General features: G+C 69.3%; 21 protein-coding genes and 1 pseudogene. 7 read left to right on the top strand and 15 right to left on the bottom strand.

The genetic code is table 11. The features are described from left to right. The first annotated feature begins 2 nt into the window (after positions 1–2). From rsmG to A37E_RS0109170, 3 genes are all read left to right on the top strand, one after another. Entirely contained in the window at positions 3–659 is a 657-nt protein-coding gene (gene rsmG, locus A37E_RS0109180) for a 16S rRNA (guanine(527)-N(7))-methyltransferase RsmG (RefSeq protein ID WP_029556325.1), read from the top strand. 104 nt (positions 660–763) lie between these two features. Next, on the top strand, positions 764–1,618 hold the full coding sequence (locus tag A37E_RS0109175; RefSeq protein WP_029556324.1) for a ParA family protein: 855 nt from the start codon (positions 764–766) through the stop codon (positions 1,616–1,618). Positions 1,619–1,644: 26 nt separating this feature from the next. Next, the gene (locus A37E_RS0109170) at positions 1,645–2,538 is read left to right on the top strand and encodes a ParB/RepB/Spo0J family partition protein (protein WP_029556323.1); all 894 of its coding nucleotides are present in this window, start codon (positions 1,645–1,647) and stop codon (positions 2,536–2,538) included. A gap of 105 nt (positions 2,539–2,643) precedes the next feature. On the opposite strand, the gene A37E_RS0109165 is transcribed toward A37E_RS0109170, so the two are convergent. After that, positions 2,644–3,108: a MucR family transcriptional regulator gene (locus A37E_RS0109165; protein WP_024281441.1), complete on the bottom strand. Its 465-nt coding sequence runs from the start codon at positions 3,106–3,108 to the stop codon at positions 2,644–2,646. A gap of 695 nt (positions 3,109–3,803) precedes the next feature. On the opposite strand from A37E_RS0109165, the gene recR reads away from it, so the two are divergent. Beyond that, complete coding sequence (recR, locus tag A37E_RS0109160) at positions 3,804–4,409, top strand: recombination mediator RecR (RefSeq protein WP_029556322.1); 606 nt, start codon at positions 3,804–3,806, stop codon at positions 4,407–4,409. 28 nt (positions 4,410–4,437) lie between these two features. On the opposite strand, the gene A37E_RS25250 is transcribed toward recR, so the two are convergent. The 6 genes and pseudogenes from A37E_RS25250 to murD form a co-directional block, all read right to left on the bottom strand. Beyond that, complete coding sequence (locus A37E_RS25250) at positions 4,438–5,208, bottom strand: outer-membrane lipoprotein carrier protein LolA (RefSeq protein ID WP_051678899.1); 771 nt, start codon at positions 5,206–5,208, stop codon at positions 4,438–4,440. A 238-nt stretch (positions 5,209–5,446) separates the two neighbouring features. Then, positions 5,447–7,845: pseudogene (locus tag A37E_RS25245) on the bottom strand (DNA translocase FtsK 4TM domain-containing protein). A 98-nt stretch (positions 7,846–7,943) separates the two neighbouring features. Next, positions 7,944–9,173: an aminotransferase class I/II-fold pyridoxal phosphate-dependent enzyme gene (locus tag A37E_RS0109145; RefSeq protein WP_245279300.1), complete on the bottom strand. Its 1,230-nt coding sequence runs from the start codon at positions 9,171–9,173 to the stop codon at positions 7,944–7,946. Positions 9,174–9,262: 89 nt separating this feature from the next. Next, the gene (locus tag A37E_RS0109140) at positions 9,263–10,216 is read right to left on the bottom strand and encodes a bifunctional riboflavin kinase/FAD synthetase (RefSeq protein WP_029556319.1); all 954 of its coding nucleotides are present in this window, start codon (positions 10,214–10,216) and stop codon (positions 9,263–9,265) included. Between the two features lie 133 nt (positions 10,217–10,349). Further along, the gene (locus A37E_RS0109135; protein WP_029556318.1) at positions 10,350–11,243 is read right to left on the bottom strand and encodes a TIGR01459 family HAD-type hydrolase; all 894 of its coding nucleotides are present in this window, start codon (positions 11,241–11,243) and stop codon (positions 10,350–10,352) included. A 114-nt stretch (positions 11,244–11,357) separates the two neighbouring features. Then, the gene (murD, locus tag A37E_RS0109130; RefSeq protein ID WP_051678898.1) at positions 11,358–12,914 is read right to left on the bottom strand and encodes a UDP-N-acetylmuramoyl-L-alanine--D-glutamate ligase; all 1,557 of its coding nucleotides are present in this window, start codon (positions 12,912–12,914) and stop codon (positions 11,358–11,360) included. A 222-nt stretch (positions 12,915–13,136) separates the two neighbouring features. Between murD and A37E_RS0109125 the strand changes: the two genes are divergently transcribed. Continuing rightward, the gene (locus tag A37E_RS0109125) at positions 13,137–13,355 is read left to right on the top strand and encodes a DUF2892 domain-containing protein (protein WP_024276542.1); all 219 of its coding nucleotides are present in this window, start codon (positions 13,137–13,139) and stop codon (positions 13,353–13,355) included. 77 nt (positions 13,356–13,432) lie between these two features. Here A37E_RS0109125 and mraY read toward each other — a convergent pair whose 3' ends face one another. The 7 genes from mraY to A37E_RS0109090 form a co-directional block, all read right to left on the bottom strand. Further along, entirely contained in the window at positions 13,433–14,518 is a 1,086-nt protein-coding gene (gene mraY / locus A37E_RS0109120; protein ID WP_029556316.1) for a phospho-N-acetylmuramoyl-pentapeptide-transferase, read from the bottom strand. Between the two features lie 7 nt (positions 14,519–14,525). Then, positions 14,526–15,986, bottom strand: a complete 1,461-nt coding sequence (locus A37E_RS0109115; protein ID WP_081837525.1) for a UDP-N-acetylmuramoylalanyl-D-glutamyl-2,6-diaminopimelate--D-alanyl-D-alanine ligase — start codon at positions 15,984–15,986, stop codon at positions 14,526–14,528. Further along, positions 15,983–17,461, bottom strand: a complete 1,479-nt coding sequence (locus A37E_RS0109110) for a UDP-N-acetylmuramoyl-L-alanyl-D-glutamate--2,6-diaminopimelate ligase (protein WP_029556314.1) — start codon at positions 17,459–17,461, stop codon at positions 15,983–15,985. Before A37E_RS0109110 ends, A37E_RS0109115 begins: the two co-directional genes overlap by 4 nt. Positions 17,462–17,551: 90 nt before the next feature. Next, positions 17,552–19,498 carry a penicillin-binding protein 2 gene (locus A37E_RS0109105; RefSeq protein ID WP_245279299.1) on the bottom strand — a complete coding sequence of 649 codons (1,947 nt, stop codon included), beginning with the start codon at positions 19,496–19,498 and terminating at the stop codon, positions 17,552–17,554. 11 nt (positions 19,499–19,509) lie between these two features. Further along, a complete protein-coding gene (locus A37E_RS25895) occupies positions 19,510–20,118 on the bottom strand; it encodes a hypothetical protein (protein ID WP_051678897.1) in 609 nt (202 codons plus the stop codon). 5 nt (positions 20,119–20,123) lie between these two features. Then, a complete protein-coding gene (gene rsmH / locus A37E_RS0109095; RefSeq protein ID WP_029556311.1) occupies positions 20,124–21,161 on the bottom strand; it encodes a 16S rRNA (cytosine(1402)-N(4))-methyltransferase RsmH in 1,038 nt (345 codons plus the stop codon). Next, complete coding sequence (locus A37E_RS0109090; protein ID WP_024276549.1) at positions 21,158–21,631, bottom strand: cell division protein MraZ; 474 nt, start codon at positions 21,629–21,631, stop codon at positions 21,158–21,160. The genes rsmH and A37E_RS0109090 overlap by 4 nt, the downstream gene beginning before the upstream one ends. Positions 21,632–21,952: 321 nt before the next feature. Between A37E_RS0109090 and A37E_RS0109085 the strand changes: the two genes are divergently transcribed. Together A37E_RS0109085 and A37E_RS0109080 are read left to right on the top strand one after the other, a co-directional pair. After that, entirely contained in the window at positions 21,953–22,960 is a 1,008-nt protein-coding gene (locus tag A37E_RS0109085) for an SPFH domain-containing protein (protein WP_029556310.1), read from the top strand. Positions 22,961–22,964: 4 nt separating this feature from the next. Next, a complete protein-coding gene (locus tag A37E_RS0109080; RefSeq protein WP_029556309.1) occupies positions 22,965–23,411 on the top strand; it encodes an NfeD family protein in 447 nt (148 codons plus the stop codon). Positions 23,412–23,482: 71 nt separating this feature from the next. Here the strand turns inward: A37E_RS0109080 and A37E_RS0109075 are convergent, their stop codons facing one another. After that, a complete protein-coding gene (locus A37E_RS0109075; RefSeq protein WP_029556308.1) occupies positions 23,483–26,134 on the bottom strand; it encodes a TIGR02302 family protein in 2,652 nt (883 codons plus the stop codon). Positions 26,135–26,170 lie beyond the last annotated feature (36 nt).

Genomic DNA, 26,170 nt, shown 5'->3' with positions numbered 1-26,170 from the left:
CGATGAAGGGGGCTGGCGCGGGAGGCGACGATGCGGCACGTGCTGCTGTCGAGCGGCTGGTTTCACGTGAAACATTCCACCGCCTCGACCTCATCGCCGAGCTGCTGCGCAAGTGGCATCAGACCATCAATCTCGTTGCTCCTGCGACCGTGCCGGAGGTGTGGAGCCGGCACATCGCTGATTCGTTGCAATTGATTAACCATGTTCCGGCGGACGCGATCAGGTGGGTGGATCTCGGATCGGGTGGCGGATTCCCCGGTCTGGTGGTTGCCGCCGTTCTGGCGGAGCGGCCGGGCGCGGATGTCCATCTGGTGGAGAGCGACACCCGCAAGTCCGCCTTCCTGCGGGAGGCGGCGCGGGTGGCGAAGTTGCCGGTGCGGGTCCACGCCCAGCGAATCGAGCAGGTCGCGCAGGCACTTGCGCCGGAAACGCAGGTGGTGTCCGCGCGTGCGCTGGCGCCTCTTCCCAAGCTTCTGAAGCTGGCCGAGCCCTTCCTCTCCGCCGGTGCGCTCGGGGTGTTTCCCAAGGGCCGCGACGCCGAACGCGAATTGACCGAAGCCCGCAAAGGCTGGACACTCGATTGCGATCTTCGCGCCAGCGTCAGCGACCGAGAGGCGCGGGTTCTTCTCGTGAGGAGCGCCAGGCGCAGCAGCAAATAGCCACCCCGCCGGGAAGGCGCGCCGACAAGGCCGGCGCCGCCAGGTGGACGTTCTCATCCGCGGGGTCGCGCCCTGCGGAACCAGATCCAAGGGGACCACGGGCCATGAGCCAGGCTGATTATTCCTCGGGAGCCGATTTTTCCCTGCCTGCCGGCGCGCCGCGCGTGCTGGCGCTCGCCAATCAGAAGGGCGGCGTGGGCAAGACCACGACAGCGATCAATCTCGGTACCGCGCTGGCGGCCATCGGCGAGACCGTGCTGGTGGTGGACCTCGACCCCCAGGGCAACGCCTCCACGGGCCTCGGTATCGATCGCCGCTCCCGCAACGTCTCCACCTATGACGTGCTTGTGGGTGAAGCCACCATGCGCGAGACGGTGATGCCGACCGGGGTGCCGCAGCTCTATGTGGCGCCCTCCACCCTCGACCTGTCCGGGCTGGAGCTGGAGATCGCCGCCGAGCGCGACCGCGCCTATCGCCTGCGGGACGCACTCCGGGCGCTCGCGGCCGATCCCGAGGCGCCGCGCTTTTCCTATGTGCTGGTGGACTGCCCCCCGTCCCTGTCGCTCCTCACCGTCAACGCCATGGCGGCGGCGGACGCGATCGTGGTGCCGTTGCAGTGCGAGTTCTTCGCGCTGGAAGGTCTCTCCCAGCTGATGAAGACGGTGGAGCAGGTGCGGGTGGGGCTGAACCCCAGCCTCACCATCCACGGCATCGTGCTGACCATGTACGACGGGCGCAACAACCTGTCGGAGCAGGTGGTGCAGGACGTGCGGCAGTTCATGGGGGACAAGGTCTATGAGACCATCATTCCCCGGAACGTGCGCGTCTCGGAAGCGCCGTCCTATGGCAAGCCGGTTCTGCTATACGATCTCAAGTGCTTGGGGTCACAGGCTTATTTGCGGCTCGCGTCGGAGGTGATCCAGCGCGAACGGGCGGCACGGGCAGCGGCAGCGGCCTGAGGGAAGACCAGAGGGACCGGACGAAGATGGCGGATGAACAGCGCTCCCGGCTGGGGCGGGGGCTTGCCGCGCTGATCGGCGAGATGGGGGAGCCGCAGGCGGCACCGACGCGCAGCTCGGGCACGCGTGGCGGCCCGCGCCGCGTGCCCATCGAGCAGGTGAAGGCGAACCCGCGCAACCCGCGCCGCGCCTTCCTGGAGGAGGGGCTGGAGGATCTCACCGCCTCCGTCCGCGAGAAGGGCATCATCCAGCCCATCGTGGTGCGACCGCTGAAGGGATCGGACGCCTTCGAGATCGTCGCCGGCGAACGCCGCTGGCGGGCCGCCCAGCGGGCGAGCCTGCACGAGGTGCCGGTGGTGGTGCTGGATCTCAGCGATCGCGAGGCGCTCGAAATCGCGATCATCGAGAACGTCCAGCGCGCCGACCTCAATCCGGTGGAAGAGGCGCAGGGCTACGAAGCCCTGATGGACGAGTTCGAATACAACCAGAACGAGCTTTCCAAGGTCATCGGGAAAAGCCGCAGCCACATCGCCAACACGCTGCGGCTGCTGAAGCTGCCGGAAGCTGTGAAGGGGCATCTGGCGGAGGGGCGGCTCAGTGCCGGCCATGCGCGGGCCCTCCTCGCCGTTTCCGATCCAGAGAAGGTGGCTCGTGAGGTCATCGCCAAGGGTCTGACGGTGCGCGACGTGGAGGCCCTGTCCAAAGCGAAGACGCCCCCTGCCCCGGTCACGGGGCGCAGTTCGCCCGCCCCTGTCACCGAGCGCAAGAGCGCGGACACCCGCGCGCTGGAGAAGCGGCTGGCCGATGCCCTGGGGTTGGCCGTCAGTCTTGAGGGCAAGGGCGAGGCGGGTGAGCTGCGCATCCGCTATGCGAGCCTCGACCAGCTCGATGAGATCTGCCGCAAGCTCGGTTTGGATTGACGTTTACAGGATTGGACAAAGAAAAAGGCCGGGCATGTGCCCGGCCTTGCTGCGTTGAGATCCCGGCCGCGTCTTCTTGTGAGGACGCGGCCAAATCTGAAAAAATCAGGCAGCCGCCTTGCGACGGGTGGTCTTCTTCGCAGGGGCGACGGGCGCCTTCTTGCGGGTCTGGCCGAGGCCCATGTTCTTGGCGAGTTCGGAGCGGGCCGCAGCATAGGCCGGGGCGACCATGGGATAATCCTTCGGAAGGCCCCACTTTTCGCGGTAAGCTTCGGGGGTCATGCCGTAGCTGGTGCGCAGGTGCCGCTTCAGAGACTTGAACTTCTTCCCGTCTTCCAGGCAGATGATGTATTCCGGCGTCACCGACTTCTTCAGCGGGACGGCCGGCTTCTGCTCTTCCACCTGCGGCGCGGCCGGGGTGCCGAGCTGGCCGAGGGCGCGATAGACGGACTCGATGAGACCGGGAAGCTCGGTGGCCGCGACGCTGTTGTTGCTCACATACGCGGCGACGATGTCCGCGGTGAAGTCGATGAAGCTCGGCGACGGAGTATTGGACGCGGAGTCGCTCACGGGAGTCCCTTTCTGTTCTTCGCTATGGCGCGCGGACAATGCGGGAAGCGGCTGGAATGCGACCGGTTCAGGATGAGCCTCGGACACATGCTCCGCCGGGGCTGACGCCGCATCGGCTGACTAAGTTTCACGGTTAATCTATAGCACCTCGTCTTATAAATACAATCGGGTCTCAAAAGTTCTTCAAAAACCAGCAATAGAGCGGGTTTGCGGCTGTCGAGGAGGCGCCGTCGCGCGTTCATCGCGACGAGATGATCCTTGGCAGATCAGCGAATCGATGGGCCGACAGATGAAAACAACGGACCCTGGAAGTGTTCCCGGCTCGCCGGCGCTCAAGGCCGTGCGTCCATAGCCGGGGAGATACTAGGGGGAGGCCGCCACGCCGTGTTCTTCTACGGCGTCCGTGACAAGTACATGCGTCGATTTGTACAACTATCGGCTGCGATGAAGGCCGAGGTTTCCCCGACGTCGGCCCCCTGCCCCGACTGCTTTGGCGAAACGAACCGCGGTCTTGAGCTTGTCGCTAGCGCGGGGCTTGGCATCCTGCCGTTTACGCTGGCGCGGCGGGGCGAACCGCGTTAGGTGGGGCGGGTCCGCTCCGGCCAAGGGGCGGCTTCAGGTCTGCGGTTCGGCACGGTTCTCCGGAGCGGCGCCGAACGCCCCAGGGTCTCCCGCGAGACGGGGACGAGGATGCCATGCCACGCGCCGTCGCCGGCCCCGAGATCGAGCGTCTGATCCAGCTTCTGGCCCGGCTGCCCGGCCTCGGCCCGCGTTCGGCGCGCCGGGTGGCGCTGCATCTCATCAAGAAGCGTGAGGCGCTGATGGCGCCGCTGGCGACCGCCCTGGGCGACGCGATCAGCAAGATCGTCACCTGCCACACCTGCGGGAATGTGGACGTGACCGACCCTTGCACGGTCTGCACCGATCCCACACGGGACGCACGCATGCTGGTGGTGGTGGCTGACGTGGGCGACCTCTGGGCGCTGGAGCGCGCCGGCGTCCTCAACGCTCGCTATCATGTGCTGGGAGGCGTTCTGTCGCCGCTGGATGGGGTGGGGCCGGACGACCTCAACATCGCGAGCCTTGTCACCCGCGTGCACGATCAGGACGTCACGGAAGTCATCCTGGCACTGGGCGCCACGGTGGACGGGCAGACGACCGCCCATTACCTGACCGATGTGCTGCGCGACACCGGAGCCCGCGTCACGCGCCTTGCCCAGGGTGTGCCCGTGGGCGGCGAACTCGATTATCTCGACGAGGGAACACTCTCCGCCGCCATCCGCGCCCGCACGCAGATGTGATCGGCGGGCGGGCAGTCGTCCCCAGCTTTCACTGCAGCATCCGCTCGAAATTGATGACGAAGAGCTTCGGGTCGGGGCGCTTGTTCACCTGGATGTTCGACAGGGACACCTGCGTGTCATAGCCCTGCGGGTCGGTAACGACCCACTGCTTGAGGGCCGAGGTCTTGGCATCGAACAGGATCAGGAGCCGGTAGGTGCCGAACATGGGCACGGTTTCCTGCATCACCACCGTCACGAAGCGGTCGTCCTGAAAGATGCCGGTCACGTGCGGTTCGGTCCCGAGGTCGATGCGTTCCGCGAGCAGGAAACGCAGCGGCGTCTGCGACAGGGGCGTGATGTCCTGGGTGTTGAGATTGCGGTCGCGCACGGCCACCGACTGGCCGTTGGAGATCAGCTCCACCGGGCTCGGCGCATCGTATTCGAAGCGCACGCGGCCGGGCTTCTGCATGTAGAAGTCGCCGGTGCGCTTGGAGCCGTCCGGATCGATCTGGGTGAAGGTGCCGGTCATGGACTGCACCGAATTGAAGTAGTTGGTGACGCGGTCCACCGTCGCCTTCGGCGCGCGGCCATCGGCCGGCTGCGCCGCAGCCACGGGGGCGGCGCCCTTCATCTGGCCCTGGGGCCGCATGAGGTCGCCCGGGGGCTGCACCGTCTGGGCGCCGGCCGGACCGGCCGCGGCCAGTCCAAGCGCCAGCAGCAGGCCGGCGGCGGCGACGCGGCGCGCCTTCTCCGACGGGGCGCGGGTCTCGCGCTTCGGGCTGCGGGCAAATCGGGTGGCGGCGGAGCGGATGAGCATCATGGGCATCTCTGGCGCAGGGCGTGTCGCTGGCAGGAAGGTCATTCCCGACGCTCCGATCCCGCCCCGCGCGGGCTGATCGGATGAACAGGGGTCTAATACGCAACTTGCGGCCGGGCTATGGCGAACCTGTGGCCTTGCCGACGCCCGGAGAAACCGCCCAGCGCCGCTTCTGTTCCGGTTGGGCCGAAGCTTCAACCGGAACCGGGAACCGCTCAGGCGGGAAAACAACGCGGCACGCTCATTCGGCTGCCTGCTCGGGCAGCAGGATCTCGCGCTTGCCGGCGTGGTTGGGCGAGCCGACGAGGCCCTCGTTCTCCATGCGCTCGACCAGCGAAGCGGCGCGATTATAGCCGATCTGGAGCCGGCGCTGGATATAGGAGGTGGAGCATTTGCGGTCGCGCATCACCACCGCCACCGCCTGGGAATAGAGGTCCATGCCCTCATCGCCCATGCCGCCCTTGTCGAACACGGCGCTGTCGCTGTCCTCGTCCTCCGCATCCTCGGCGGTCACCGCCTCCACATAAGCGGGGGCGCCCTGGGCCTTGAGGTGCTTCACCACGCTCTCCACCTCCTCGTCGGAGACGAAGGGGCCGTGGACGCGGCTGATGCGGCCGCCTCCGGCCATGTAGAGCATGTCGCCTTGGCCCAGCAGCTGCTCGGCGCCCATCTCGCCGAGGATGGTGCGGCTGTCGATCTTCGAGGTCACCTGGAAGGAGATGCGGGTGGGGAAGTTCGCCTTGATGGTACCGGTGATGACGTCCACGGAGGGGCGCTGCGTGGCCATCACCAGATGGATGCCGGCGGCGCGGGCCATCTGGGCGAGGCGCTGGATGGCGCCCTCGATGTCCTTGCCGGCGACGAGCATCAGGTCTGCCATCTCGTCGACGATGACGACGATGTAGGGCAGGGGCTCGAGGTTCATCTCCTCGCGCTCGTAGATGGCTTCGCCGGTCTCGTGGTCGAAGCCGGTCTGCACCGTGCGGGCGATGGATTCGCCCTTCTCGCTGGCGTCCCTCACCCGGGCGTTGAAGCCGTCGATGTTGCGCACGCCCAGCTTCGACATCTTCTTGTAGCGGTCTTCCATCTCCTTCACTGCCCACTTCAGCGCCACCACCGCTTTCTTCGGATCGGTGACGACGGGGGCAAGAAGATGGGGGATGCCGTCATAGACGGAGAGCTCCAGCATCTTGGGATCGACCATGATGAGCCGGCACTGTTCCGGCTTCAGCCGGTAGAGCAGGGACAGGATCATCGTATTGATGGCCACTGACTTGCCCGAGCCGGTGGTGCCGGCCACGAGCAGATGCGGCATGCGGGCGAGGTCGACGATCACCGGATCGCCGCCGATGGTCTTGCCCAGCGCGATGGCGAGCTTGTGCCCGGTGTCGCCGAAATCCTTGGTGGCGATCAGCTCGCGCAGCAGCACCTTCTCGCGCTTCTGGTTCGGCAGCTCGATGCCGATGGCATTGCGGCCCGGCACCACGGCGACGCGGGCGGAGATGGCGCTCATGGAGCGGGCGATGTCGTCGGCGAGGCCGATGACGCGGGAGGATTTGATGCCCGGCGCAGGCTCCAGCTCGTAAAGAGTCACCACCGGACCGGGGCGCATCTGGCCGATCTCGCCGCGCACGCCGAAATCCTGCAGGGTCGTCTCCAGCTCGCGCGCGGTCTCGGACAGCGCCTCCGGGCTCATGGCTGGGGCTTTGGCGGGGGGGCGGGCGTCAGCAGGTCGAGGGAGGGGTGCTGGTAGCCGGCGCGGCGGCCACCGCGTCGCGCCGCGCGACGGCGGGCGGCGGGGCTCTCGGTGGCAGCATCCAGCGGGGCATCGGGAACGTCGTGTGGCGCGGGGGCGCCGGCCCCCTCCAGACGCGGCTCCTGACGCTCGCCTGCACCTTCCGCCCGCCCGGCCGACGCGGCAGGGGCGGGGACGGCGCGGCGGGTGAGCCCGGCACCGGAGAGGCGCGCCTTCCACGAGAGGAAGGTGTGGGTGAGGGCACCGAGGGAAACGGCGGTGCCGTCGTCCTCCTCGTCCTCGTCGCCCACCTCGCCCGGCAGCTCGGAGGCGGGGGCGAGCTTCAGGGGCGTGCGTCGGCCGCCGCTCAAGGCGAAGAACAGGCCTGCGGCCCCGATCGCGAGGCCGGCGGCGCCGATCAGCATGGAATCAAGGGCCGCAAGCGCGCCGCCGCGCATGACGCCGAAGGCGCGGGGAAAGAGATCGCCCAAGGCGCCGCCGAGGCCGGTGAGACCCGGCCAGTGGTCCGGTTGCGGAATGGCACCGAGGAACGCCGTGGTGCCAAGCACGCCGATGAGCCAGCAGGTGATGCGCAGGCGTTCGCGCGCGAACGGGCGGTGGGTGACGAGCCGCCAGCCGGCATAGAGCGGCGGCAGCAGCACGGCCAGCGCCGCGAGTCCGAACAGCTGGATCAGCAGATCGGCGATGATCGCGCCGGGCCGGCCCAAGAGGTTCGTGACCGGCGCATGGGTGGCGTTGGACAGGCTCGGGTCGGCCGCGGACCAGGTGCCGAGCGCGACGAAGGAGATCAGCGTCGCGAGGATCAGTCCGGTCCCGACGATCTCCCGCCCGCGCCGGCGCACCACCAGCCGGATGCTCTCCGGGATCAGTTCGAGCCGGGGCATATGGTGGTGGGGCGCGTCCATCCGGCTGTTGATGACGGCATCGGCGGAGGCGGCTGCCTTCGGGCGTCGGCGGGCCATGGGCATCGGCGCGGCTCCCTTCAGAGGGCAGCGACGAGGCGCTTCAGCACCTCCTCGCAGGTGGGCAGATCCTGGACCAGCGCGACGCGCAGGAATCCGGCGGAGGGGTTGGCCCCGGTGAGGTCGCGGCGGGCGAGATAGCCCCCCGGCACCGTGCGCAGGCCCTGCTCGCGCCACAGCTTCACCGCCGCCGCCTCGCCGCCGGTGAGGTGGTCGTCGGCCAGGTGGGACACGTCGAGCCACAGGAAGAAGCCGCCGCCGGGCCGCTCATAGCCGAAGCGGCCGGCAAGCATGCGGTCGGCGAGGTCGAACTTTGCGGCATAGAGGTCACGGGAGCGGGTGACGTGGGCCTCGTCCTCCAGCGCCGCCACGGCCACCGCCTGCAGGGGCTCCGGCACCTGCGGCGCGGCCACCCAGCGGAAGGCGAGGAAGTCCTTCAGGAAGGCCGGATCGCCGGCACAGAAGCCGCAGCGCAGGCCGGGCAAAGACGAGCGCTTGGACAGGGAATTGAACGCCACGACGCGGGTGAGGTCGGTGCCGGCCACTTCGAGAATGCCGGCCGGCTTTTCCGCGCCGAGGTAGATTTCCGAATAGCACTCGTCCGAGAACAGGAAGGCGCGGTTGCGCCGCGCCAGCTCCAGCGCCTTGCCGAGATAGTCGGCGGAGGCGATGGCGCCCTGCGGATTGGCGGGGGAGGCGATGTAGATGGCCACCGTCCGCTTCAGCAGGTCCGGATCGAGCGCGTCGAGGTCCGGCAGCCAGCCGCTTTCCTTCGTGGTCGGCATCACGACCGCCTCGCAGCCGGCGGCCTCCGCGCCCGCGGCATAGGCGGCGTAGAAGGGATTGGGCAGCAACATTGCCGGCTTGCCGTTGGCGCCCTTCGCCGGATCGGTGAGGCGTTGCGCGACGATGGCGGCGGAGAACAGGCCCTCGCGGGAGCCGTTCAGCGCCAGCACTTCGCGGTCGGCATCCAAGAGCTTCGCCAGCTTGTAGCGCTGCGCCAGCCAACGGGCGGCGGCGGCGCGGAAGGTGGGCGTGCCTTCGGCGCGGGGGTAGCGGCCGAAGCCTGAGAGATTGCTGGTGAGAACCGGGCCGACGAAATCCGGCATGGCGTGCTGCGGCTCGCCCACGGCGGCGCTCAGCGGCTGTCGCCCCGGCTCGATCCCCGCGAGGAGGTCGGCCAGCCGGATGAAGGGCGAGCGGCGGTCTTCCGGGGGAGCGGCAAGGGGAGCGGCAGGTGCGGGTGGCACGGCTTTGCGGTCTTTTCTGGCGGCTTTCGTCATCCGCCCCAGAATGGGACCAGCCGGTTAAGGTGTGGCTAACTTAACCCGGCGATCCGTCAGACTTCCCGCGCCAGCACCTCGCGCGCCTGCTGCGCATCGGCCCTGATCTGCGCGACGAGCGCGTCGATGCCGTCGAACTTCAGCTCGGGCCGGATATAGGCGTGGAATTCCACCTCGATGGACTGGCCATAGAGATCGCCGGAAAAGTCGAACAGGTGCACTTCCAGCAGCGCCCGGCCATTGTCGAAGGTGGGGCGCCGGCCATAGTTGGCCACTCCGTCGAATCGGCCGGCGGGCGTCATGGCGCGCACCGCATAGATGCCGAAGGCCAGTTCCAGATCCTGCGGCAAGGCGAGATTGGCGGTGGGAAAACCGATGGTGCGGCCGCGCTTGTCGCCATGGATCACCTCCGCCGTCACCGCGAAGGGGCGCCCCAGCATGTGGGCGGCATGGCCCACCTGTCCCGAAGCCAGCGCCCGGCGCACGGCGGTGGAGGAAATGGCGTCGTTCTCATCGCGCATGGGCTCCACCACGGTCACGGCGAAGCCGTGCCGTTCTCCCGCTTCCTTGAGAAAGGCGGGTGATCCGGCGCGCTGGCGGCCGAAGTGGAAATCGAAGCCCACCGCCACGCCGGCCACGCCGTAGCGGCCGACCAAAACCTCGCGCACGAAGTCCTCCGCCTCCATGGCCGCAAGAGCGGCGTCGAAATCGAGCACGATGGCGCCCTGAAGTCCGCTCTCGGCGATGCGGCGCAGTTTCTCGGTCGCCGGAGTCAGGCGGAAGGGCGCGGTGGCGGGATTGAAGAAGGTGCGCGGGTGCGGCTCGAAGGTGAGCGCCAGCGCCGGCCCACCCGCTTCGGCCGCCATGGTCCGCGCCGCGGCGAACACCGCCTGATGGCCGCGATGCACGCCGTCGAAATTGCCGATGGCGATGACGGGGCGCTTGAGCGCCGGCGGCAGGGGCTCGGGGCCGTGGACGAGCACGAAGTCAGGAGGAAGGGACACGGTCATCGGCGGGCGCAAGCCTTGCCTTGGTGTTCGGCGGGACGCCCGGAACCTCGACGGCACCGGGACAGGATATTCGGCCTTCGAGATCGGTCAAACCGCGGGCAAATTCAAGGAACCGAATGTCGCCCGGGCGCGGCTACCAGGCGAGGCGGGGCATGACGCCGCGCGGATGGGCGTGGCCGGTGAAGAGGTCGGCGAGGGATTCGGTGTCGGGAACGGCGCCGTCGATGGACTTCAGCTCCTGCGCATGAATGCCGCCGGAGATGAACAGGCTGTCGAAACCCGCATCGTTGGCGCCGGCGATGTCGGTGCGCAGCGCATCGCCGATGCCGAGCACGCGGGCGCGCTCCACCACCTCGCCGCGGATCACCTCGGCGCGGGCGAAGGCGGTGTCGTAGATGGGCCGGTAGGGCTTGCCGCACCAATAGGCCTTGCCGCCGATCTGCTCATAGGCCTGGGCGATGGCGCCGGCGCAGAAGATCAGCTTGTCGCCGCGCTCCACCACGAGGTCGGGATTTGCGCAGATGAACGGCAGCTCCCGCGCCTTCATGGTGGCGAGGGCGTCGGCGTAATCCTCCGGGGTCTCCACGTCGTCGTCGAGGAGGCCGGTGCAGACCACGAGGTCCGCGTCCTCAAGCGAGGCGAGGGTGAGGTCCAGACCGTCGAACGTGCCCGCGTCCCGCGCGGGGCCGAGGTGGTAGACGCGGGCGCCCGGCCGCGCCTCCAGCATGTCGCGCGTCACGTCGCCCGAGGTGACGATGGCGTCATAGGCGGTGCGCGGTACACCAAGGCCGTCGAGCATGCCCATGATGAAGCGGTTGGGCCGCGGCGCGTTGGAGACCAGCACCACCGTTGCGCCGCCCGCCCGCACCTTCGTCAGCGCCTCGCAGGCGGCGGGGAAGGACGCGACGCCGTTGTGCAGCACGCCCCAGACGTCGCAGAGGATCAGGTCGTAGTCACCCGCGAAGGCGGAGAGGCCTTCCACCAGCGGCGGGGCGTGCAGGGGCGTGCGGGTGCCGGTCTCGGCCATCGACTTCTCCATTGTGCAATGCACACGTGCCACGGAAGGCCTTGAACCACAAGGCCGTGCGCCGCCCGTCGGATACCCGCTCTGCGCAGGTCGGCGGATGAACCCTCGGTGATCTCAGGGATGTCCCTTGCCGGGATGTCCCCCCGGGTGCCCTCCGGCGCCGTGGGGGTGTCCGCCGCCATGGGGGTTGCCGTGTGGGTTGCCATGAGGGTTGCCGTGCGGATGGCCGCCGCCCTTGGGCGGCTCCTTCTGCGCCACCGGCGTGGTGGACTGCGTGCGGGCCTGGATGCCCGGCAGCGCCTGCACCAGCGTGCGGAAGGCGTCGCCGCGCACCTCGAAATTGGGATACTGGTCGAAGCTGGCGCAGGCCGGCGACAGCAGCACCACCGCATCCGCGCGGCCGGACGCCTCGGCGTCCCGCGCGGCGGCTTCCACCGCCTTGTCGAGGGTGCCGACGATCTCGTGGGGCACCTTGTCCGCCAGCGTCGCGGCGAAATCCTGCGCGGCCTCGCCGATGAGATAGGCCTTGGCGACGCGATCGAAGAAGGGCGCGAGCGGGGCGATGCCGCCGGCCTTCGGCTTGCCGCCGGCGATCCAGAAGATGTCGGTGAAGCTCGTCAGCGCGCGCTCGGCGGCATCCGCATTGGTCGCCTTGGAATCGTTGACGAACAGCACCTTGCCCTTGTTGCCCACCTCTTCCATGCGGTGGGCAAGGCCGGGGAAGCGCTTCATCGCCACAGTGATGACCTCCGGCGCGACGCCGAGCGCGCGGCAGGCGGCGTAGGCGGCGGCGGCGTTCTGCGCATTGTGCGCCCCGCGCAGCGAGCCGACGCCGCCCAGCGGCAGGCGGAAGACCTCGGCGCCGCCTTCGGACACCACGAGCGTCTCACCCTCGCGCCAGATGCCGTCGGGCAGGGGCCGCCTGACCGAGATGCGCACCACGTGCTTGCCGGCGCGCTCTGCCCGGTCGGCCATGGCGGCGGAGAAATCGTCGTCCACGCCCACGACGGCGGTGCCGGTCTGCTCGACGCCGGTGACGAGGCGTTCTTTGACCGCCGCGTAGTTCTCGATGGTGCCGTGCCGGTCGAGATGGTCCGGGGTGATGTTGAGCATCACGCCCACGGAGGGGTCGAGGCCGGGGGCAAGGTCGATCTGGTAGGAGGAGCACTCCACCACATGCACCCGGCCGGGCTTCGGCGGGGCAAGCGACAGGATGGCGGTGCCGATATTGCCGCCCATCTGCACATCGCGGCCGGCGACGCGCAGGATGTGGGTGATGAGCGCCGTGGTGGTGGACTTGCCGTTGGTGCCGGTGATGGCGACGAACGGCGAGCGGCGCGCGATGGCCTGCCGCTCGCGGCAGAACAGCTCGATGTCGCCGATGATCTCGACGCCCGCTGCCTGCGCCAGCTTCACCGACCAGTGCGGCTCGGGGTGGGTGAGCGGCACGCCGGGGGCGAGCACCAGCGCCTGGACGATGGTCCAATCGATGTCGTGGAGATCCTGCACGAGGATTCCCGCCTCTCCGGCCTTGCGGCGGGAGGCCTCGGAATCATCATAGGCGACGACGGTGGCGCCGCCGGCCTTGAGCGCCTCTGCGGTGGCAAGGCCTGAGCCACCCAGCCCGAAAAGGGCGACGGTTGCATCTTTGAAGACGGTGACGGGGATCATGGCAGTAAAATCGTCCGTTGCGGCAATGCACTCCGGGCTCCCGTCTAGAGCATGATGCGAAAAAGTGCGAACCCCTTTCGCAGGCACCCGGCCTTAAGGGAAATCCCCCGCTTGCCCGATTCGACATTCATACTGTTGAATGTAGCCAACGGGATCGTGGACCCGCCCCGCCGGGGCAGGCTTGCTGGGTTTGCCCGCTGAACTTGGAATTGGGAGAGCGAGATGGTGGCGAACGTGGGTGGGATCGACCGGGTGCTGCGCTTCATCGCCGGGGTCGTGCTGATCCTGGTGCCCTTCGTGGCCCCCTCCGTGCCGGCGCTGGCCGGGCTCGGGCATTGGACCTGGCTGATCGGCGCCGTGGGCGTGGTGATGCTGCTCACCGCCGCCTTCCGCTTCTGCCCGGCCTATCCGCTGCTGGGCATCAATACGTGCGGGCGGTGACGTCTTTCCGCGTAACCTCGTGAAAAAGGCCCGCGGGAGCACCTCCCGCGGGCCTTTCGATTAGGCGATATCGCTTCTCACCGCAGCTTGAGCGTCGCCAATCCCGCCAGCGCCAGCACGACGGCGATGATCCAGAAGCGGATCACCACCTGCGGCTCGGTCCAGCCGAGCTGCTCGAAATGGTGGTGGATGGGCGCCATCTTGAACACGCGCTTGCCGGTGAGCTTGAACGACGCCACCTGCACGATCACCGAGACCGCCTCCAGCACGAACAGGCCGCCGACCACCGCGAGCACGATCTCGTGCTTGGTGGCCACCGCGACCGTGCCGAGCAGGCCGCCCAGCGCGAGCGAGCCGGTGTCGCCCATGAAGACCTGGGCGGGCGGGGCGTTGAACCACAGGAAGCCGAGGCCGGCCCCCATCACCGCGCCGCAGACCACCGCCAGCTCGCCGACGCCGGCGACGTAGTGGATCTGCAGATAGTCCGCGAACCGCACGTTGCCGGAGAGATAGGCGATGAGGCCGAAGGTGCCGGCCGCGATCATCACCGGCACGATGGCGAGGCCGTCGAGGCCGTCGGTGAGGTTCACCGCATTGCCCGCCGCGACGATGACGAACACGCCGAACACCACGAAGAAGACGCCGAGGTTGAGCAGCAGGTCCTTGAAGAAGGGGAAGGCCACGGAGGTGGAGAGGCCCGACTTGCCCATGGTCATGATGATGACCACGGCGACGCCGGAGATCACCGCCTCGATGGCGAGCCGCATCTTGCCCGAGAGCCCGTTATGGGTCTGCTTCGTCACCTTCAGGTAGTCGTCATAGAAGCCGATCATGCCGAAGCCGAGCATCACCAGCAGCACCACCCAGACATAGAAGTTGAACAGGTTCGCCCACAACAGCGTCGCCACCGCGATGCCGGCGAGGATCATCAGCCCGCCCATGGTGGGCGTGCCCTTCTTGGTAAGCAGGTGCGACTGCGGCCCGTCGGTGCGGATGGGCTGGCCCTTGCCCTGCTTCAGCCGCAGCATGGAGATCATGGCCGGGCCGAACAGGAACACGAACAGCAGCGCCGTCACCACGGCGCCACCGGTCCGGAAGGTGATGTAGCGAAAGACGTTGAAGGCTGTGAAGGACTGGTGGAGATCGGCAAGCCACTGGAGCATCTGAATTCTATCCTTCGAGCAGCGCATCCTCGGCGGCGCGGAAGCGCTCGGCGAGGCTCTTGACCAGCGGTCCCATGCGGCTGCCGTTGGAACCCTTGACCATCAACGTGTCACCGCCCCGGATGGCGGACGCCACCATGGGCTCGAGGTGGGAGGCGTGGATCGCATAGCCACCCCGCCGCTCCGAGGGCAGGGCCTGCCAGAGCGCGTGCATCTGCGGCCCGCAGCAGAACACCAGATCGATCTTCGCCGTGCGGATCGCCTCGGCCAGCTCGGCATGGTGCGCCTCGCCGTCGGGGCCGAGCTCCAGCATGTCGCCGAGCACCGCGATGCGGCGGCCGCGCGGGCCTATCGGGGTCCGGCTCAGCACGTCGAGGGCGGCGCGCATGGAGGCGGGGTTGGCGTTGTAGCTTTCGTCCAGCAGCGTCGCCTGCCCCCCCTTCACCTGCAGGCGCAGCGCGACACCGCGGCCGGGAGGCGCCTTCATGCGGGAGAGGGCGAGGCCGACGAGCGCGAGGTCGGCGCCGACGAGCTTCGCCGCGGCGAGCACCGCCAGCATGTTCTGCACGATGTGGCGGCCCGGCATGCCCACCTTGAAGGTCACGGGCGTGCCCATCACGTCCGCCACCCCCACCGAGCAGTAGGATTGCAGCGCCGCCTCCTTCAGCCGCACGTCGGCACCGGCGGTCTCGCCGAAGGTGACGATGCGGTCGATGCCCAGCGCCTCGGCAGCGGCCTTGAGGCGGGGAAACAGCGGGTTGTCGAGGTTCAGGACCACAGCGCCGCCCGGCTCCAGCCCCTGGAAGATCTCCGCCTTGGCGTCGGCGATCTCCTCGATCCCTGAGAACTGGGCGATGTGCACCGGCTCCACGGTGGTGATGATGGCGACCTGCGGGCGCACCAGCCTCACCAGCGGCGTGATTTCGCCGGGATGGTTCATCCCGATCTCGAACACGCCGTAGCGCGCCTCGCGCGGCAGCCGGGCGAGGGAGAGGGGCACGCCCCAGTGATTGTTGTAGGACGCGGCGGACGCGTGGGTCTCGCCGTCGGCGCCGAGCGCGATGCGCAGCGCTTCCTTGGTGGTGGTCTTGCCCACCGATCCCGTCACCGCGACGATGCCAGCCTTCGAGCGCGCACGGCTGGCGCGCGCAAGGTCGGTCAGGGCGGCGAGCACGTCGTCCACCACGAGGAGGGGGGCATCGGCGGGGAACTGGTCCGCCTTGTCGCGGGCCACCACGCAGGCGGAGGCCCCGGCGTCCAGCGCCTTGCCCACATAAGCGTGGCCGTCGCTGTTCTCGCCGGCGATGGCGAAGAAGGTGTCGCCGGGGGCGAGCGAGCGGCTGTCGATGGAGATGCCGGTGGCATCGCGCGGCGCGCCGCGTACCTCCGCCCCCATGGCCGCCGCCATTTCCGCGACGGTGTGGAGCACCCGGCCTTCCTGTTCTGCCGTACCCGCACCCGCATTCATGCCGCGACCTCCTTGAGGGCGGCGAGGACTTCCGCCGCATCCGAGAATGGATATGTCCGGTCGCCGATGATTTGGCCGGTTTCGTGACCCTTGCCGGCAACGATCAGCGCATCCCCGCTTTCGATGAGGGTGACGCCCGCCCGGATCGCCTCGGCCCGGTCGCCGATCTCGCGCACATCGCCGCGGCCGGCGCCCCGGGCGCCTTCCAATACCTCTGCGCGAATCGCTGCCGGATCCTCGCTGCGCGGGTTGTCGTCGGTGACGATCACCACGTCCGCCTTCATGGCGGCGATGGCGCCCATGATGGGGCGCTTGCCCCGGTCGCGGTCGCCGCCGCAGCCGACCACCACCACGAGCCGGCCGGGGATGGCGGCGCGCAGGGTATCGAGCACGGTCGCCAGGGCTTCCGGCTTGTGGGCGTAGTCCACGAAGACCGGCCGACGCGGGTCGTCGCCGATGCGCTCCAGCCGGCCCGGAACACCCTTGAGGTGCGCGAGGGCGGCGAACGCCTCGGCGCGGTCGGCGCCGCAGGCGATGGCGAGGCCGGCGGCCAGCAGGGCATTGTCCAGCTGGAAGCGCCCCACCAGCGGCACCACGGCGCTGGATCCGTCCGCGAACAACACCTTCTGCCCTGCGGGCGAACCCGTCGCTGCGGCGATGTCGATGCCGTCCGCCCGTCCCTCGCCGATGGGCAGGAGCCGGAGGCCGCGCGTGTGCGCCCAGGCGAGCGCGGTCGCGGCGAAGGGGGCGGAGGTGACGGCCACGGCGGCAGCGTCCAGCGGCATCACCTCGGTGAAGAGGCGGAGCTTGGCGCGGAAATAGGCGTCCATCGTCGGGTGATAGTCGAGATGGTCGCGGCCGAGATTGGTGAAGCCGCCGGCGGAAAGGCGCACGCCATCGAGCCGCTTCTGGTCGAGGCCGTGGGAGGAGGCTTCGAGCGCCATGTGGGTGACGCCCTCTCCCGCGAGCGCATCGAGGGTGGCGTGCAGTTCCACCGGATCGGGCGTGGTGAGGCTGCCATAGGTGGCGCCGTCCGGCTTCACCAGCCCGATGGTGCCGAGATACGCCGCGCGATGGCCGAGCCGCTCCCAGATCTGCCGCAGGAAGAAGGCGACGGAGGTCTTGCCCGCGGTGCCCGTTATGGCGGCGATGGTCTTCGGCTGGCGCGGATAGACGCGCGCGGCGGCCAGCGACAGGGAGCGCCGGGCATCGAGCGTGAAGGCGAGGGCCACCTGCGGCGGCAGGAGGGGGGCCGGCGCGGTCGGCTCCATCAGCACGGCTGCGGCGCCGCGCGCGATGGCGTCGGCGATGAAGCGCGTGCCGTCCGCATGGGTGCCGGGGATGGCGACAAAGAGATCGCCTGCCGTGATGCGGCGGCTGTCGGAGGACAGGCCGGTGATCGGCTCCTGGGCGCCGTCGGGCGTCAGGATGCGGGCGTGGCCGTCGAGGAGCTGTCCGAGAGAATATGTGGTCATCGGACCCCTTTTTGGCATTCGCCCGCCCCGGTTGTCACCCCGCGCGGGCGGCCGCTGCGGTGGCGGTAACGTGCTCCCGCAGCGGTGACATCAGTTGCGGTCGGCGACCTTGAGCGGCATGCGCAGCAGCTGCTCCGCATTGGGCAGGTTCTGGCGCGGCGCGATGTTGAGCATGGGGGCGATGCGCTCGACGATCTTGCCGGCGGTGGGTGCCGCGTTCCAGCCCGAGGTGGCGAAGCCATAGGTCTCGGAGGTCGCCTTGGGCTCGTCGAACATCACGAGGACGAGGTAGCGCGGCTTGTCCATGGGGAAGATGGCGGTGAAGGAGGTCAGCAGCTTGTTGTGGGCGTAGCGCCCGTTCACCACCTTCTCCGCGGTGCCGGTCTTGCCGCCGACCAGGAAGCCGGGCACCTCGGCCTTGGTGGCGGTACCCTTCTCGGCGTTGAGGCGCATGATGTAGCGCATCTTGTCCGAGGTCTCGGGCTTCAGCACGCGCACCGCGACCTTCTGCGCTTCTTCCGGCGTCCGCTTGATGAAGGTGGGCGGGATGAGGAAGCCGCCATTGACCATGGAATTCACCGCCATCACCGCCTGCAGCGGGGCGACGGAGAGGCCGTGGCCGAAGGCGATGGTGGCTGAGTTCAATTCGCCCCAGCGCCTCGGCACGATGGGCTCGGAGCTTTCCGGCAGCTCGGTCTTGAGCCGGTCGAGCTGGCCCATCTTCTTCAGGAACGCCTTGTGCGCCTCCACGCCGAGGGAGAGCACCATCTTCGCCGTGCCCACGTTGGACGAGACGAGGAAGATCTCCGGCACGGTGAGCACGCGGTTCTCGGCGTGGTAGTCGTGGATGGCGAACTTGCCGAAATGCAGCGCGCCGCGCGCATCGAAGGTCGAGTTCAGGCCGATCTTGCCCGAATCGAGCGCCATGGCGAAGGACAGCGCCTTGAAGGTGGAGCCCATCTCGTAGACGCCGGTGGTGAGCCGGTTGAGATAGGCGTCGTCCTTGGGATTGCCTGACGTGTTGGGGTCGAAGTCGGGGATCGACACCAGCGAGATGATCTCGCCCGTGTTCACCTCGGTCACGACGGCCATGGCGTGCAGCGCCTGGAACTTGTTCTTCGCCTTCACCAGCTCGTCGCGCACGGCGTGCTGCACGCGCACGTCCATGGAGAGCTGCACCGGCTCCTGCTGGCGATCGGTGGCGAAGCCGGCGAGATGCAGTTCGGCGAGGCCCCGGCTGTCGATCCACTTCTCGATGCCGGAAATGCCCTGGTTGTCCACGTTCACCCCGCCCATCACGTGGGAGATGATGGGGCCGTCGGGATAGATGCGGCGGTTTTCCTTCAGGAAGCCGATGCCGGGAAAGCCGAGGCGGTGGATGGCGCGCATCTGCGCCGGCGTGATCTCGCGCTTCAGCCAGGCGAAGCCCTTGCCGGAATTGAGGCGCTTGCGGGCCTCCTCGACATCGAGGTCGGGCAGCACCTTGAGCAGGCCTTCCAGCGCCTCGTCGGGATCGATGAGGCGGCGCGGCTCGGCGAACAGGGACGGGGACTTCACGTCGATGGCGACGATGTCGCCGTTGCGGTCGATGATATCAGGACGCGCGGAGGCAACCGCGTCTGAGCCACGCCCGCGCCCGCCGCCGCCGTCCGCCGTCATGGCGAGGTGGGAGAGCTGCACCGCGATGGCGATGAACAAGCCGCAGAAGGCCAGCATCACCAGCTTGATGCGGCCGCGCGCCACGGTATCGGGATCAGCGCGGTCGAGGCCGAACAGGCCGCGCACCACATGGCGTACGCCGCGCCAGCCGAGATGTCCGAGCCCCACGGTGAAGGGCCACAGCACATTCCAGCTGGCGATGGCGGCCCGCGCTGAGCCGCGCGCGGTGGCGCGGCCGGCGGCCTTGCTGCCGGCGCCGAGACGATCGAGCAGCACCGCGCACGAAGCGTCGGCATCCCGGAGCACGGGACCGACGGCGGCGACGAAGCCGGCCCACAGGCGGGCGAGGCGGGCGGAGATGGAAGACAGATCAGCCATTTCGGACCTCGTCAGCGGAAACCGGCCAGGAATCCGGAGAGCTTTTCGAGGGGATTGGTGGGCTCCGGGGGCGGGGCGGGCGCCGGAGCGGCGGCAGCCGGCGCCGGCTGCATGGGGGGCAGGGGGCGCGGCGCGGCGGGACGAGGCGTGGCGGAGGCGCTCGCGGCCGGCTTCGACACCGGCGCATTGGCCGGGCGCAGCGCCGAGGTCGCCGGCACGGTGGCGCCACCCGAGCTTGTCGGCGCGGTGGTCGAGGCCGAGGGCTTGGAGCCGGCCGAGGAGGTGACGAGGGGTGCGTCCACCAGCGCCTCGATCATGCCGCCGATGCCGTCGCCGCCGGAGGCGGGCTTGGCGGGCAGGTCATCGAGGCTGGAAATCGAATCGACATCGAGCCGCTTCATGTCGAGATGCCGCTCGGCGAGGCCCTGGATATAGATGGGCGAGGTGCGGCGCGCCCATTCGGCCCGCATCAGCGCGATCGAATCGCGCTCCTTGCGGATCTGGGTGCGCAGGGTGGCGAGCCGCTCGGCCTCGGCGGTGGACGAGACCTTGAGCTGGTAGACCACCGCGGCGGTCACCAGAAGCGCGACGACCATCACGACATTGGCGACCCGAAACATCTCGACTAGCGTCTCCGCCCTGCGCGTTGCGGTGATGGGGGCGGAAGCAGCCCCATCAGGTCACCGCCCGGATGCGCCGGGGCGTCCGTGCGCTCGGCCGCGCGAAGTTTCGCGGACCTGGAGCGCGGGTTGCCTGCCACTTCGTCGGGACCGGGCTCTACGGCTCCCTTCGCCACGAGGCGGAAGGAGGGCTCCGGCCCTTCCGCTTGCGGCTGGTGGCGCGAGGCGGACGGTGCCTTGGACCGGTGTGACAGAAAAGTCTTAACGATCCTGTCCTCAAGGGAATGGAAGGTGACGACCACCAGCCGTCCCCCCGGCCGGAGCGCCCGCTCGGCAGCGGCCAGCGCCTCCACCAGCTCCGACAATTCCTCGTTCACGGCGATGCGCAGGGCCTGGAAGGTGCGGGTGGCCGGATGCATCTCGCCGGGCTTGGCCCACACCACGCGCGAGACGATCTCGGCGAGCTGCGCCGTGCGGGTGATGGGCGCCTCTTCCCGCGCCTTCACGATGGCCTTGGCGATGGCGCGCGAATGCCGCTCCTCGCCGAAGGTCCAGATGATGTGGGCGAGGCGGACGTCATCCAGCGTGGCGACGAGATCGGCGGCCGAAAGCCCCTCCGCGCCCATGCGCATGTCGAGCGGCCCGTCGCGGCGGAAGGAGAAGCCGCGGTCCGCCTCGTCGAGCTGCATGGAGGAGACGCCGATGTCCAGCACCACCCCGTCGAGGGGGCCGAAATCCTGCTCGGCGGCGATCTCGTCGAGCCGCGAGAAGCGGTCCTGCACGAGGAGGAGGCGCTTGCCCGAGGCTTCCACCAGCGTCTGCCCGGCGGCGATGGCCGTGGGATCGCGGTCGATGGCGAGCACCTGGCAGTCGGCCGCGGCGAGGATGGCGGAGGTATAACCTCCCGCGCCGAAGGTGCCGTCCACATAATGGCCGGCGTCCTTCGGCGCGAGGTGCGCGAGAACCTCGCGAAGCATCACCGGCAGATGACGGGCCGGTCCGCCAGCGGCGTCGGCGGGGCCGACCCCGTGGCCCGTCGTCATGTCCGTTCGCTCCGCGTGGTCTCCGCTCGGGAGCCGATGGCCTGGCGCAACTCGCGCACCCGTCGGGTGGCCTCCGCGAGATGTGCCTTCAGCCGCTCCGGTTCCCAGATCCGGAACTTGTGCCCCAGCCCGACGAACGCCACCTGATCGGTGATCGCCGCGTGGGCCTTCAAACTCTCCGTCAGCACCACCCGGCCCTCCGGATCGATGCGCAACGTCTCGCTGGTGCCGTAGAGCGCGGCGGCCAGCTCCTCGCGCGCTTCGGAATAGGGCGGGTAGCTGTCGATCAGCGTGTCGATCTCGCCGATCAGACGATTGCCGCCGGCATCCAGCGCCGGTTCCGCAAGGCTCGGATGGCAATAGAGGCCGTCCGCGCCGTCCTTGGTCAGCACCATGCGGTAGGGCGCGGGGATGGAGACCCGGCCCTTGGCGTCGAGGCGCATCGTGTAGGTGGACACGAAGCGGTCCATGGCGCCCGGGTGCCCTCGTGTTGCAACGGGCGCCGTTCAAGGCGGCCCGCGTGACGGCCGAGACCGTCCATCCTGTTCATGGGTACTTATGGGTTATCATGGGCTGACATGGGCCGTCAACGAAACGGCATGGGCCGCGCTGTGCCGAAACGGGACGCCGTGTCGGCTCCGACGGGAACATCACGCGAACGAATCGCGTGCGAATCGGACCGCACCGGATCTTCCCCTTCCGTTCCTTCGGCGTGCCCCCGCCTTGCCGCCGCCCCCTTCCCCATGGCCATATGCGCCACCGGCCGCAGGGGGCCGGCTGAGGGGCGCCCCATGATCGAGATCGGTCCCAACCTGTTCGTGCTGGTGCTGCTGGTGCTGGCCGTGGCGGTGGTCTTCTCCGGCGTGAAGACGGTGCCGCAGGGCTACCAGTACACGGTGGAGCGCTTCCGCCGGTACACCAAGACGCTCATGCCCGGCCTCAACCTCATCGTCCCGTTCATCGACCGCATAGGCAACCGCGTGAACGTGATGGAGCAGGTGATCGACGTTCCGAGCCAGGAGGTCATCACCAAGGACAATGCCACCGTGACGGTGGACGGCGTGGTGTTCTTCCAGGTGTTCGACGCCGCCCGCGCCAGTTACGAGGTGGCGCGGCTCGACACCGCCATCCTCGCGCTGACCATGACCAACATCCGCACGGTCATGGGCTCCATGGACCTCGACCAGCTTCTCTCCCACCGCGACGAGATCAACGTGCGCCTGCTGACGGTGGTGGATGCGGCGGCCTCGCCCTGGGGCATCAAGATGACCCGCATCGAGATCAAGGACATCGTGCCGCCCGCCGACCTCGTGAACGCCATGGGCCGCCAGATGAAGGCGGAGCGTGAAAAGCGCGCCGTCATCCTGGAGGCCGAAGGCCTGCGCCAGTCGGAAATCCTCAAGGCGGAAGGCCAGAAGCAGGGCCAGATCCTGCAGGCCGAGGGCCGGCGCGAGGCGGCGTTCCGCGATGCGGAGGCGCGCGAGCGGCTGGCGCAGGCGGATGCCAAGGCCACCGAGATGCTGTCCGTCGCGGTGGCGAACGGCGATCCCGCCGCGCTCAACTATTACATCGCCGAGAAGTACGTGAAGGCGTTCGAGACCATGGGCGCCGCGCCGAACCAGAAGGTGGTGCTGATGCCCTATGAAGGCACGGCGCTGCTCTCCTCCCTCGCCGGCATCGGCGAGATCGCCAAGGGGGCATTTGGATCGGGCGCATTCGGGACCGAGGGCGCGCCCGCGCCGCGTTCGCCCGGCCGCCGGCCGACGGGGCCTGCGACAGTGCCGCCGCGGGAGGGCTGAGCCCGTGCCCCTTCTCTCCCAACTCGGTCCCTGGGCGTGGTTCGTGCTCGGCGGCGTGCTGCTGGTGGCGGAGATCGCGGCGCCGGGGGCCTTCCTGCTGTGGCTAGGGCTCGCGGCGCTGGTCACCGGCGCCGTCGCCTACACGGTGGCACTCGCGTGGCAGGTGGAAGTGCTGGTGTTCGCCGCCCTGGCGGTGGTGGCGGTGCTGGTTGGCCGCCGCGTCAGCCCGGCGCCGGGCAAGGCCTCCGACCGGCCGTTCCTGAACCGCCGCCCGGAAGGCTTCGTGGGGCGGGTGTTCACCCTCGATGCGCCGATCCTCGGCGGGGTCGGGCGGGTGCGCATCGACGACACGGTGTGGCGCGTGGAAGGCCCGGATATCGCCGCCGGCCATGACGTGCGCGTCACCGGCACCGATGGCGCGACACTGAAGGTGGAGCCGGTCGAGGCCTGACGCCTCCGCCCCCGCCTCAGAGCGTTTCCGAGCGAAGTGGGCACCGGTTCGCTCGGAAACGCTGAAACGCTCTAGTTCAGCCCGCGCAGCAGCCGCTCCAGATAATCGAGCTCGATCTGCGGACGCTCCGGCTGCTCCAGCCGGCGCCGCAGTTCCTCCAGCACGCGGCGGGCGCGCTGGGCGTCCACCTCGTCCGGCACCTTCACGGTGAAGTCGTCGCCATAGTCCTGGCTGCGCAGGGGGCGGCCGAGGGGATCGGTGCGCTGGGCGCTTTCCTCGCCCGGACCGCCGGGGCCCTGTCCCTCCTGCTGGCCGCGCTGCGCCTCCGCCATGGCCTGCGCACCCTGCCGGAGCGACTGGAGGGCACGGCCCTCGGCGTCGAGCGCGCCCTGGCCCTCGCCACGGCTGAGGGCTTCCTCCGCCTCGCGCATGGCCTGCTCCGCCCGGCCCATGGCCTCGCCGGCCCGGCCCATGGCGTCGCCTTCCCCGCCTTCGCCGTTCTGGCCCTGCTGACCTTGGCCCTGCTGTCCCTGTCCCTCTTGCATGCGGCGCATCTGGTCGAGCATGCGGCCGAGGCGTTTGCGCAGTTCCTGCTGTCCCTGCTGCAAGTCCGAGAAGCCGTTCTCGCCGGGCTGCTGGCCCTGACCCTGCTGTCCTTGCTGACCCTGGCCCTGTTGTCCCTGCTGGCCGCGTTGGCCTTGCTGACCCTGTTGCCCTTGCTGGCCTTCCCGGTTCTGGCGCCAGGTGCGGTCGCGCAGGCGCTGCTGCTCCTGGATCATCTTGCCGATTTCGCTCTGCTGCTGCTGTCCCTGCTGCTGGCGGCCGGCCTGACGGCTGCCGGGGCGCATGTTCTCCATCATGGCCTGGAGCTGGTCGAGCAGCTCGCGGGCCGCATCCTTGTTGCCGGAGCGGGCGAGATTCTCGATGCGGTCCAGCATCTTCTGCAGGTCCTGCGGGCGGACGATGCGGGTGTTGGGGTCGAGCGGGCGGGCGTCGGTCCCGCTGTCGCGGCGCGCCTGCTCGGCGAGCTGCCGCATCATCTTTTCCATGGCCGCGCGCAGATCCTGCGTGAGGCGCTTGATCTCCTCGTCGCTGGCGCCGCGCTCCAACGCCTCGCGCAGGGCCTCCTGGGCGGCGCGCAGCTCGCGCTCGGCGTCGGAGAGGGTGCCGTCCTCGATCAGCACCGCCACTTCCCAGAGATAATCCACCAGCGACCTGAGGTCGTCGTCGTTGCGAGCGTTCTTGGCGCGGGCCAGCGCGGTGCGCAGGCCGAGATATTCGCCGGCGCCAGGGGCGAACTGGGCGGGGGCGATGGTGAGGCCTTCCAGCACCGTGACCAGCCGGCGGCGGTTGCCGGCGTCGAAGGCGAGGCGGCGGCGCTCGTCGATGAGCGCCTTGGCGAGGGGCTTCGAGAAGGCGCGCGCCGGCAGGCGGACGGTCTTTGTCTCGCTGACGCCTTCGTTGCCCGCGTCGTCGCGGGCCTTGAGCTGGACCTCCACGCGGGCGCCGGCCCAGGGATGGGCGACAAGATCCTTTGTGGTCTGCGCCGCGCCGGTCCGACCGCCGGCCGGCAAGGTCAGCTTGAAGTCGGGCGGCGGCACCAGCGGCTGCGCCATCTTGCGCGGGGATGCGCCGGGGCGCGGGAAGAGAGGCGGCTCGGGCGGAAGGGGCGTGAACAGCGCCTCGGCTTCCTTCACCCCGTAGTCGTCCTCCATCCGGTAGGCGAGCACCAGAGCGTTGCGCTGGCCGGTCTGCGGGTCCTTGGCGAAGCTGATGGTGGGCTTCTGGTCCGCCAGCACCTTGAAGTGCCATGCGAGGCGGCGCTGGTCGGGACCGAGGAAGGTGACGTCGGAATCCTCGCGGATCACGTAGCGCTTTTCGCCGGCGGTGGTCGGCGCATCGGCCTCGGGCTTCGCCTCGACGATGCCGCCGTCGAGCTTGAGGGCGGCGGTGTCGATGCCGGAGCCACGCACCACCAGCGTGCTGCCCACGGGAACCTGCAGCGCGGCGGCATTCAGCGAGGTGGGATCATCCGAGCGCAGGCCCGGCAGCACCACGGGCGGGCGGCCGGTATAGGCGGGCGGATCGATCCAGGCATCGAGCCGGTACGGCGGGGGCGGGACGATGGTCTTCCAGTCGAAGGCCGCGCCGATGCGGGAGAGATGCTGCCCCGGCGCCATGAAGACAGTGGCCGCCAGCGCCAGCACCGCCAGCGCGCGAACGGCGCGCGGATCGAGACGGGCGAGGCCGGGCGAAGGCGTGCCGGCCTTCAGCGAACGGGCGGCCGCCAGCGCGCGGGCGAGGTGCGCGCGCCACAGGGCGGCGCCGACCGGGTCGTCCGGGCGGGTGGCGAGGCTGTCGGAAATGGCGGTGGCGGGGCGGTGGGCGAGGGCGCTCTTCGCATCGAGGCGCGCCACCGCCTCCTCCCGGCTCGGCCAGCGCAGGGCGAGCAGCGGGCGGGCGGCAAAGAGGATGGCCAGCGCGAACAGCACCACGCCGGCGATGCGCGCCCAGACGGGCGCCGACACCCAGACACCGGCGAAGGACACGGCGAGGAACAGGGCCAGGGGAACGCCAACACGCGCGAAAGCGGGCCAGGCCCGTTCCCAGAATACCGTGAGGCGGGCGCGGCCGATGGCGCGTTCGAGCAGGTCACGCGCGGTCTCTTCCGGCGTGCGGTCCTGGGGCCTGCGCGGGAGCTTTCCGTCGCGAGATACGCTCACACCCTCTCCCTTTCCTGCCCTTCGTCAGCCAGCTTA

The organism is Xanthobacter sp. 91, from assembly GCF_000702385.1.
GTDB classification, from domain to species: domain Bacteria; phylum Pseudomonadota; class Alphaproteobacteria; order Rhizobiales; family Xanthobacteraceae; genus Xanthobacter; species Xanthobacter aminoxidans.
Note: the sequence above shows the minus strand (reverse complement) of the source record. Positions and strands in the feature narration are given on the sequence as shown.

What these genes read in the sequence shown, in the direction of transcription:
- rsmG (WP_029556325.1), top strand. Translation starts at nt 3, where the DNA reads ATGAAGGGGGCTGGCGCGGGAGGCGACGATGCGGCACGTGCTGCTGTC.
- A37E_RS0109175 (WP_029556324.1), top strand. Translation starts at nt 764, where the DNA reads ATGAGCCAGGCTGATTATTCCTCGGGAGCCGATTTTTCCCTGCCTGCC.
- A37E_RS0109170 (WP_029556323.1), top strand. Translation starts at nt 1,645, where the DNA reads ATGGCGGATGAACAGCGCTCCCGGCTGGGGCGGGGGCTTGCCGCGCTG.
- recR (WP_029556322.1), top strand. Translation starts at nt 3,804, where the DNA reads ATGCCACGCGCCGTCGCCGGCCCCGAGATCGAGCGTCTGATCCAGCTT.
- A37E_RS25250 (WP_051678899.1), bottom strand. Translation starts at nt 5,208, where the DNA reads ATGATGCTCATCCGCTCCGCCGCCACCCGATTTGCCCGCAGCCCGAAG.
- A37E_RS0109140 (WP_029556319.1), bottom strand. Translation starts at nt 10,216, where the DNA reads ATGACCGTGTCCCTTCCTCCTGACTTCGTGCTCGTCCACGGCCCCGAG.
- A37E_RS0109135 (WP_029556318.1), bottom strand. Translation starts at nt 11,243, where the DNA reads ATGGCCGAGACCGGCACCCGCACGCCCCTGCACGCCCCGCCGCTGGTG.
- murD (WP_051678898.1), bottom strand. Translation starts at nt 12,914, where the DNA reads ATGATCCCCGTCACCGTCTTCAAAGATGCAACCGTCGCCCTTTTCGGG.
- A37E_RS0109125 (WP_024276542.1), top strand. Translation starts at nt 13,137, where the DNA reads ATGGTGGCGAACGTGGGTGGGATCGACCGGGTGCTGCGCTTCATCGCC.
- mraY (WP_029556316.1), bottom strand. Translation starts at nt 14,518, where the DNA reads ATGCTCCAGTGGCTTGCCGATCTCCACCAGTCCTTCACAGCCTTCAAC.
- A37E_RS0109115 (WP_081837525.1), bottom strand. Translation starts at nt 15,986, where the DNA reads ATGAATGCGGGTGCGGGTACGGCAGAACAGGAAGGCCGGGTGCTCCAC.
- A37E_RS0109110 (WP_029556314.1), bottom strand. Translation starts at nt 17,461, where the DNA reads ATGACCACATATTCTCTCGGACAGCTCCTCGACGGCCACGCCCGCATC.
- A37E_RS0109105 (WP_245279299.1), bottom strand. Translation starts at nt 19,498, where the DNA reads ATGGCTGATCTGTCTTCCATCTCCGCCCGCCTCGCCCGCCTGTGGGCC.
- A37E_RS25895 (WP_051678897.1), bottom strand. Translation starts at nt 20,118, where the DNA reads ATGTTTCGGGTCGCCAATGTCGTGATGGTCGTCGCGCTTCTGGTGACC.
- rsmH (WP_029556311.1), bottom strand. Translation starts at nt 21,161, where the DNA reads ATGACGACGGGCCACGGGGTCGGCCCCGCCGACGCCGCTGGCGGACCG.
- A37E_RS0109090 (WP_024276549.1), bottom strand. Translation starts at nt 21,631, where the DNA reads ATGGACCGCTTCGTGTCCACCTACACGATGCGCCTCGACGCCAAGGGC.
- A37E_RS0109085 (WP_029556310.1), top strand. Translation starts at nt 21,953, where the DNA reads ATGATCGAGATCGGTCCCAACCTGTTCGTGCTGGTGCTGCTGGTGCTG.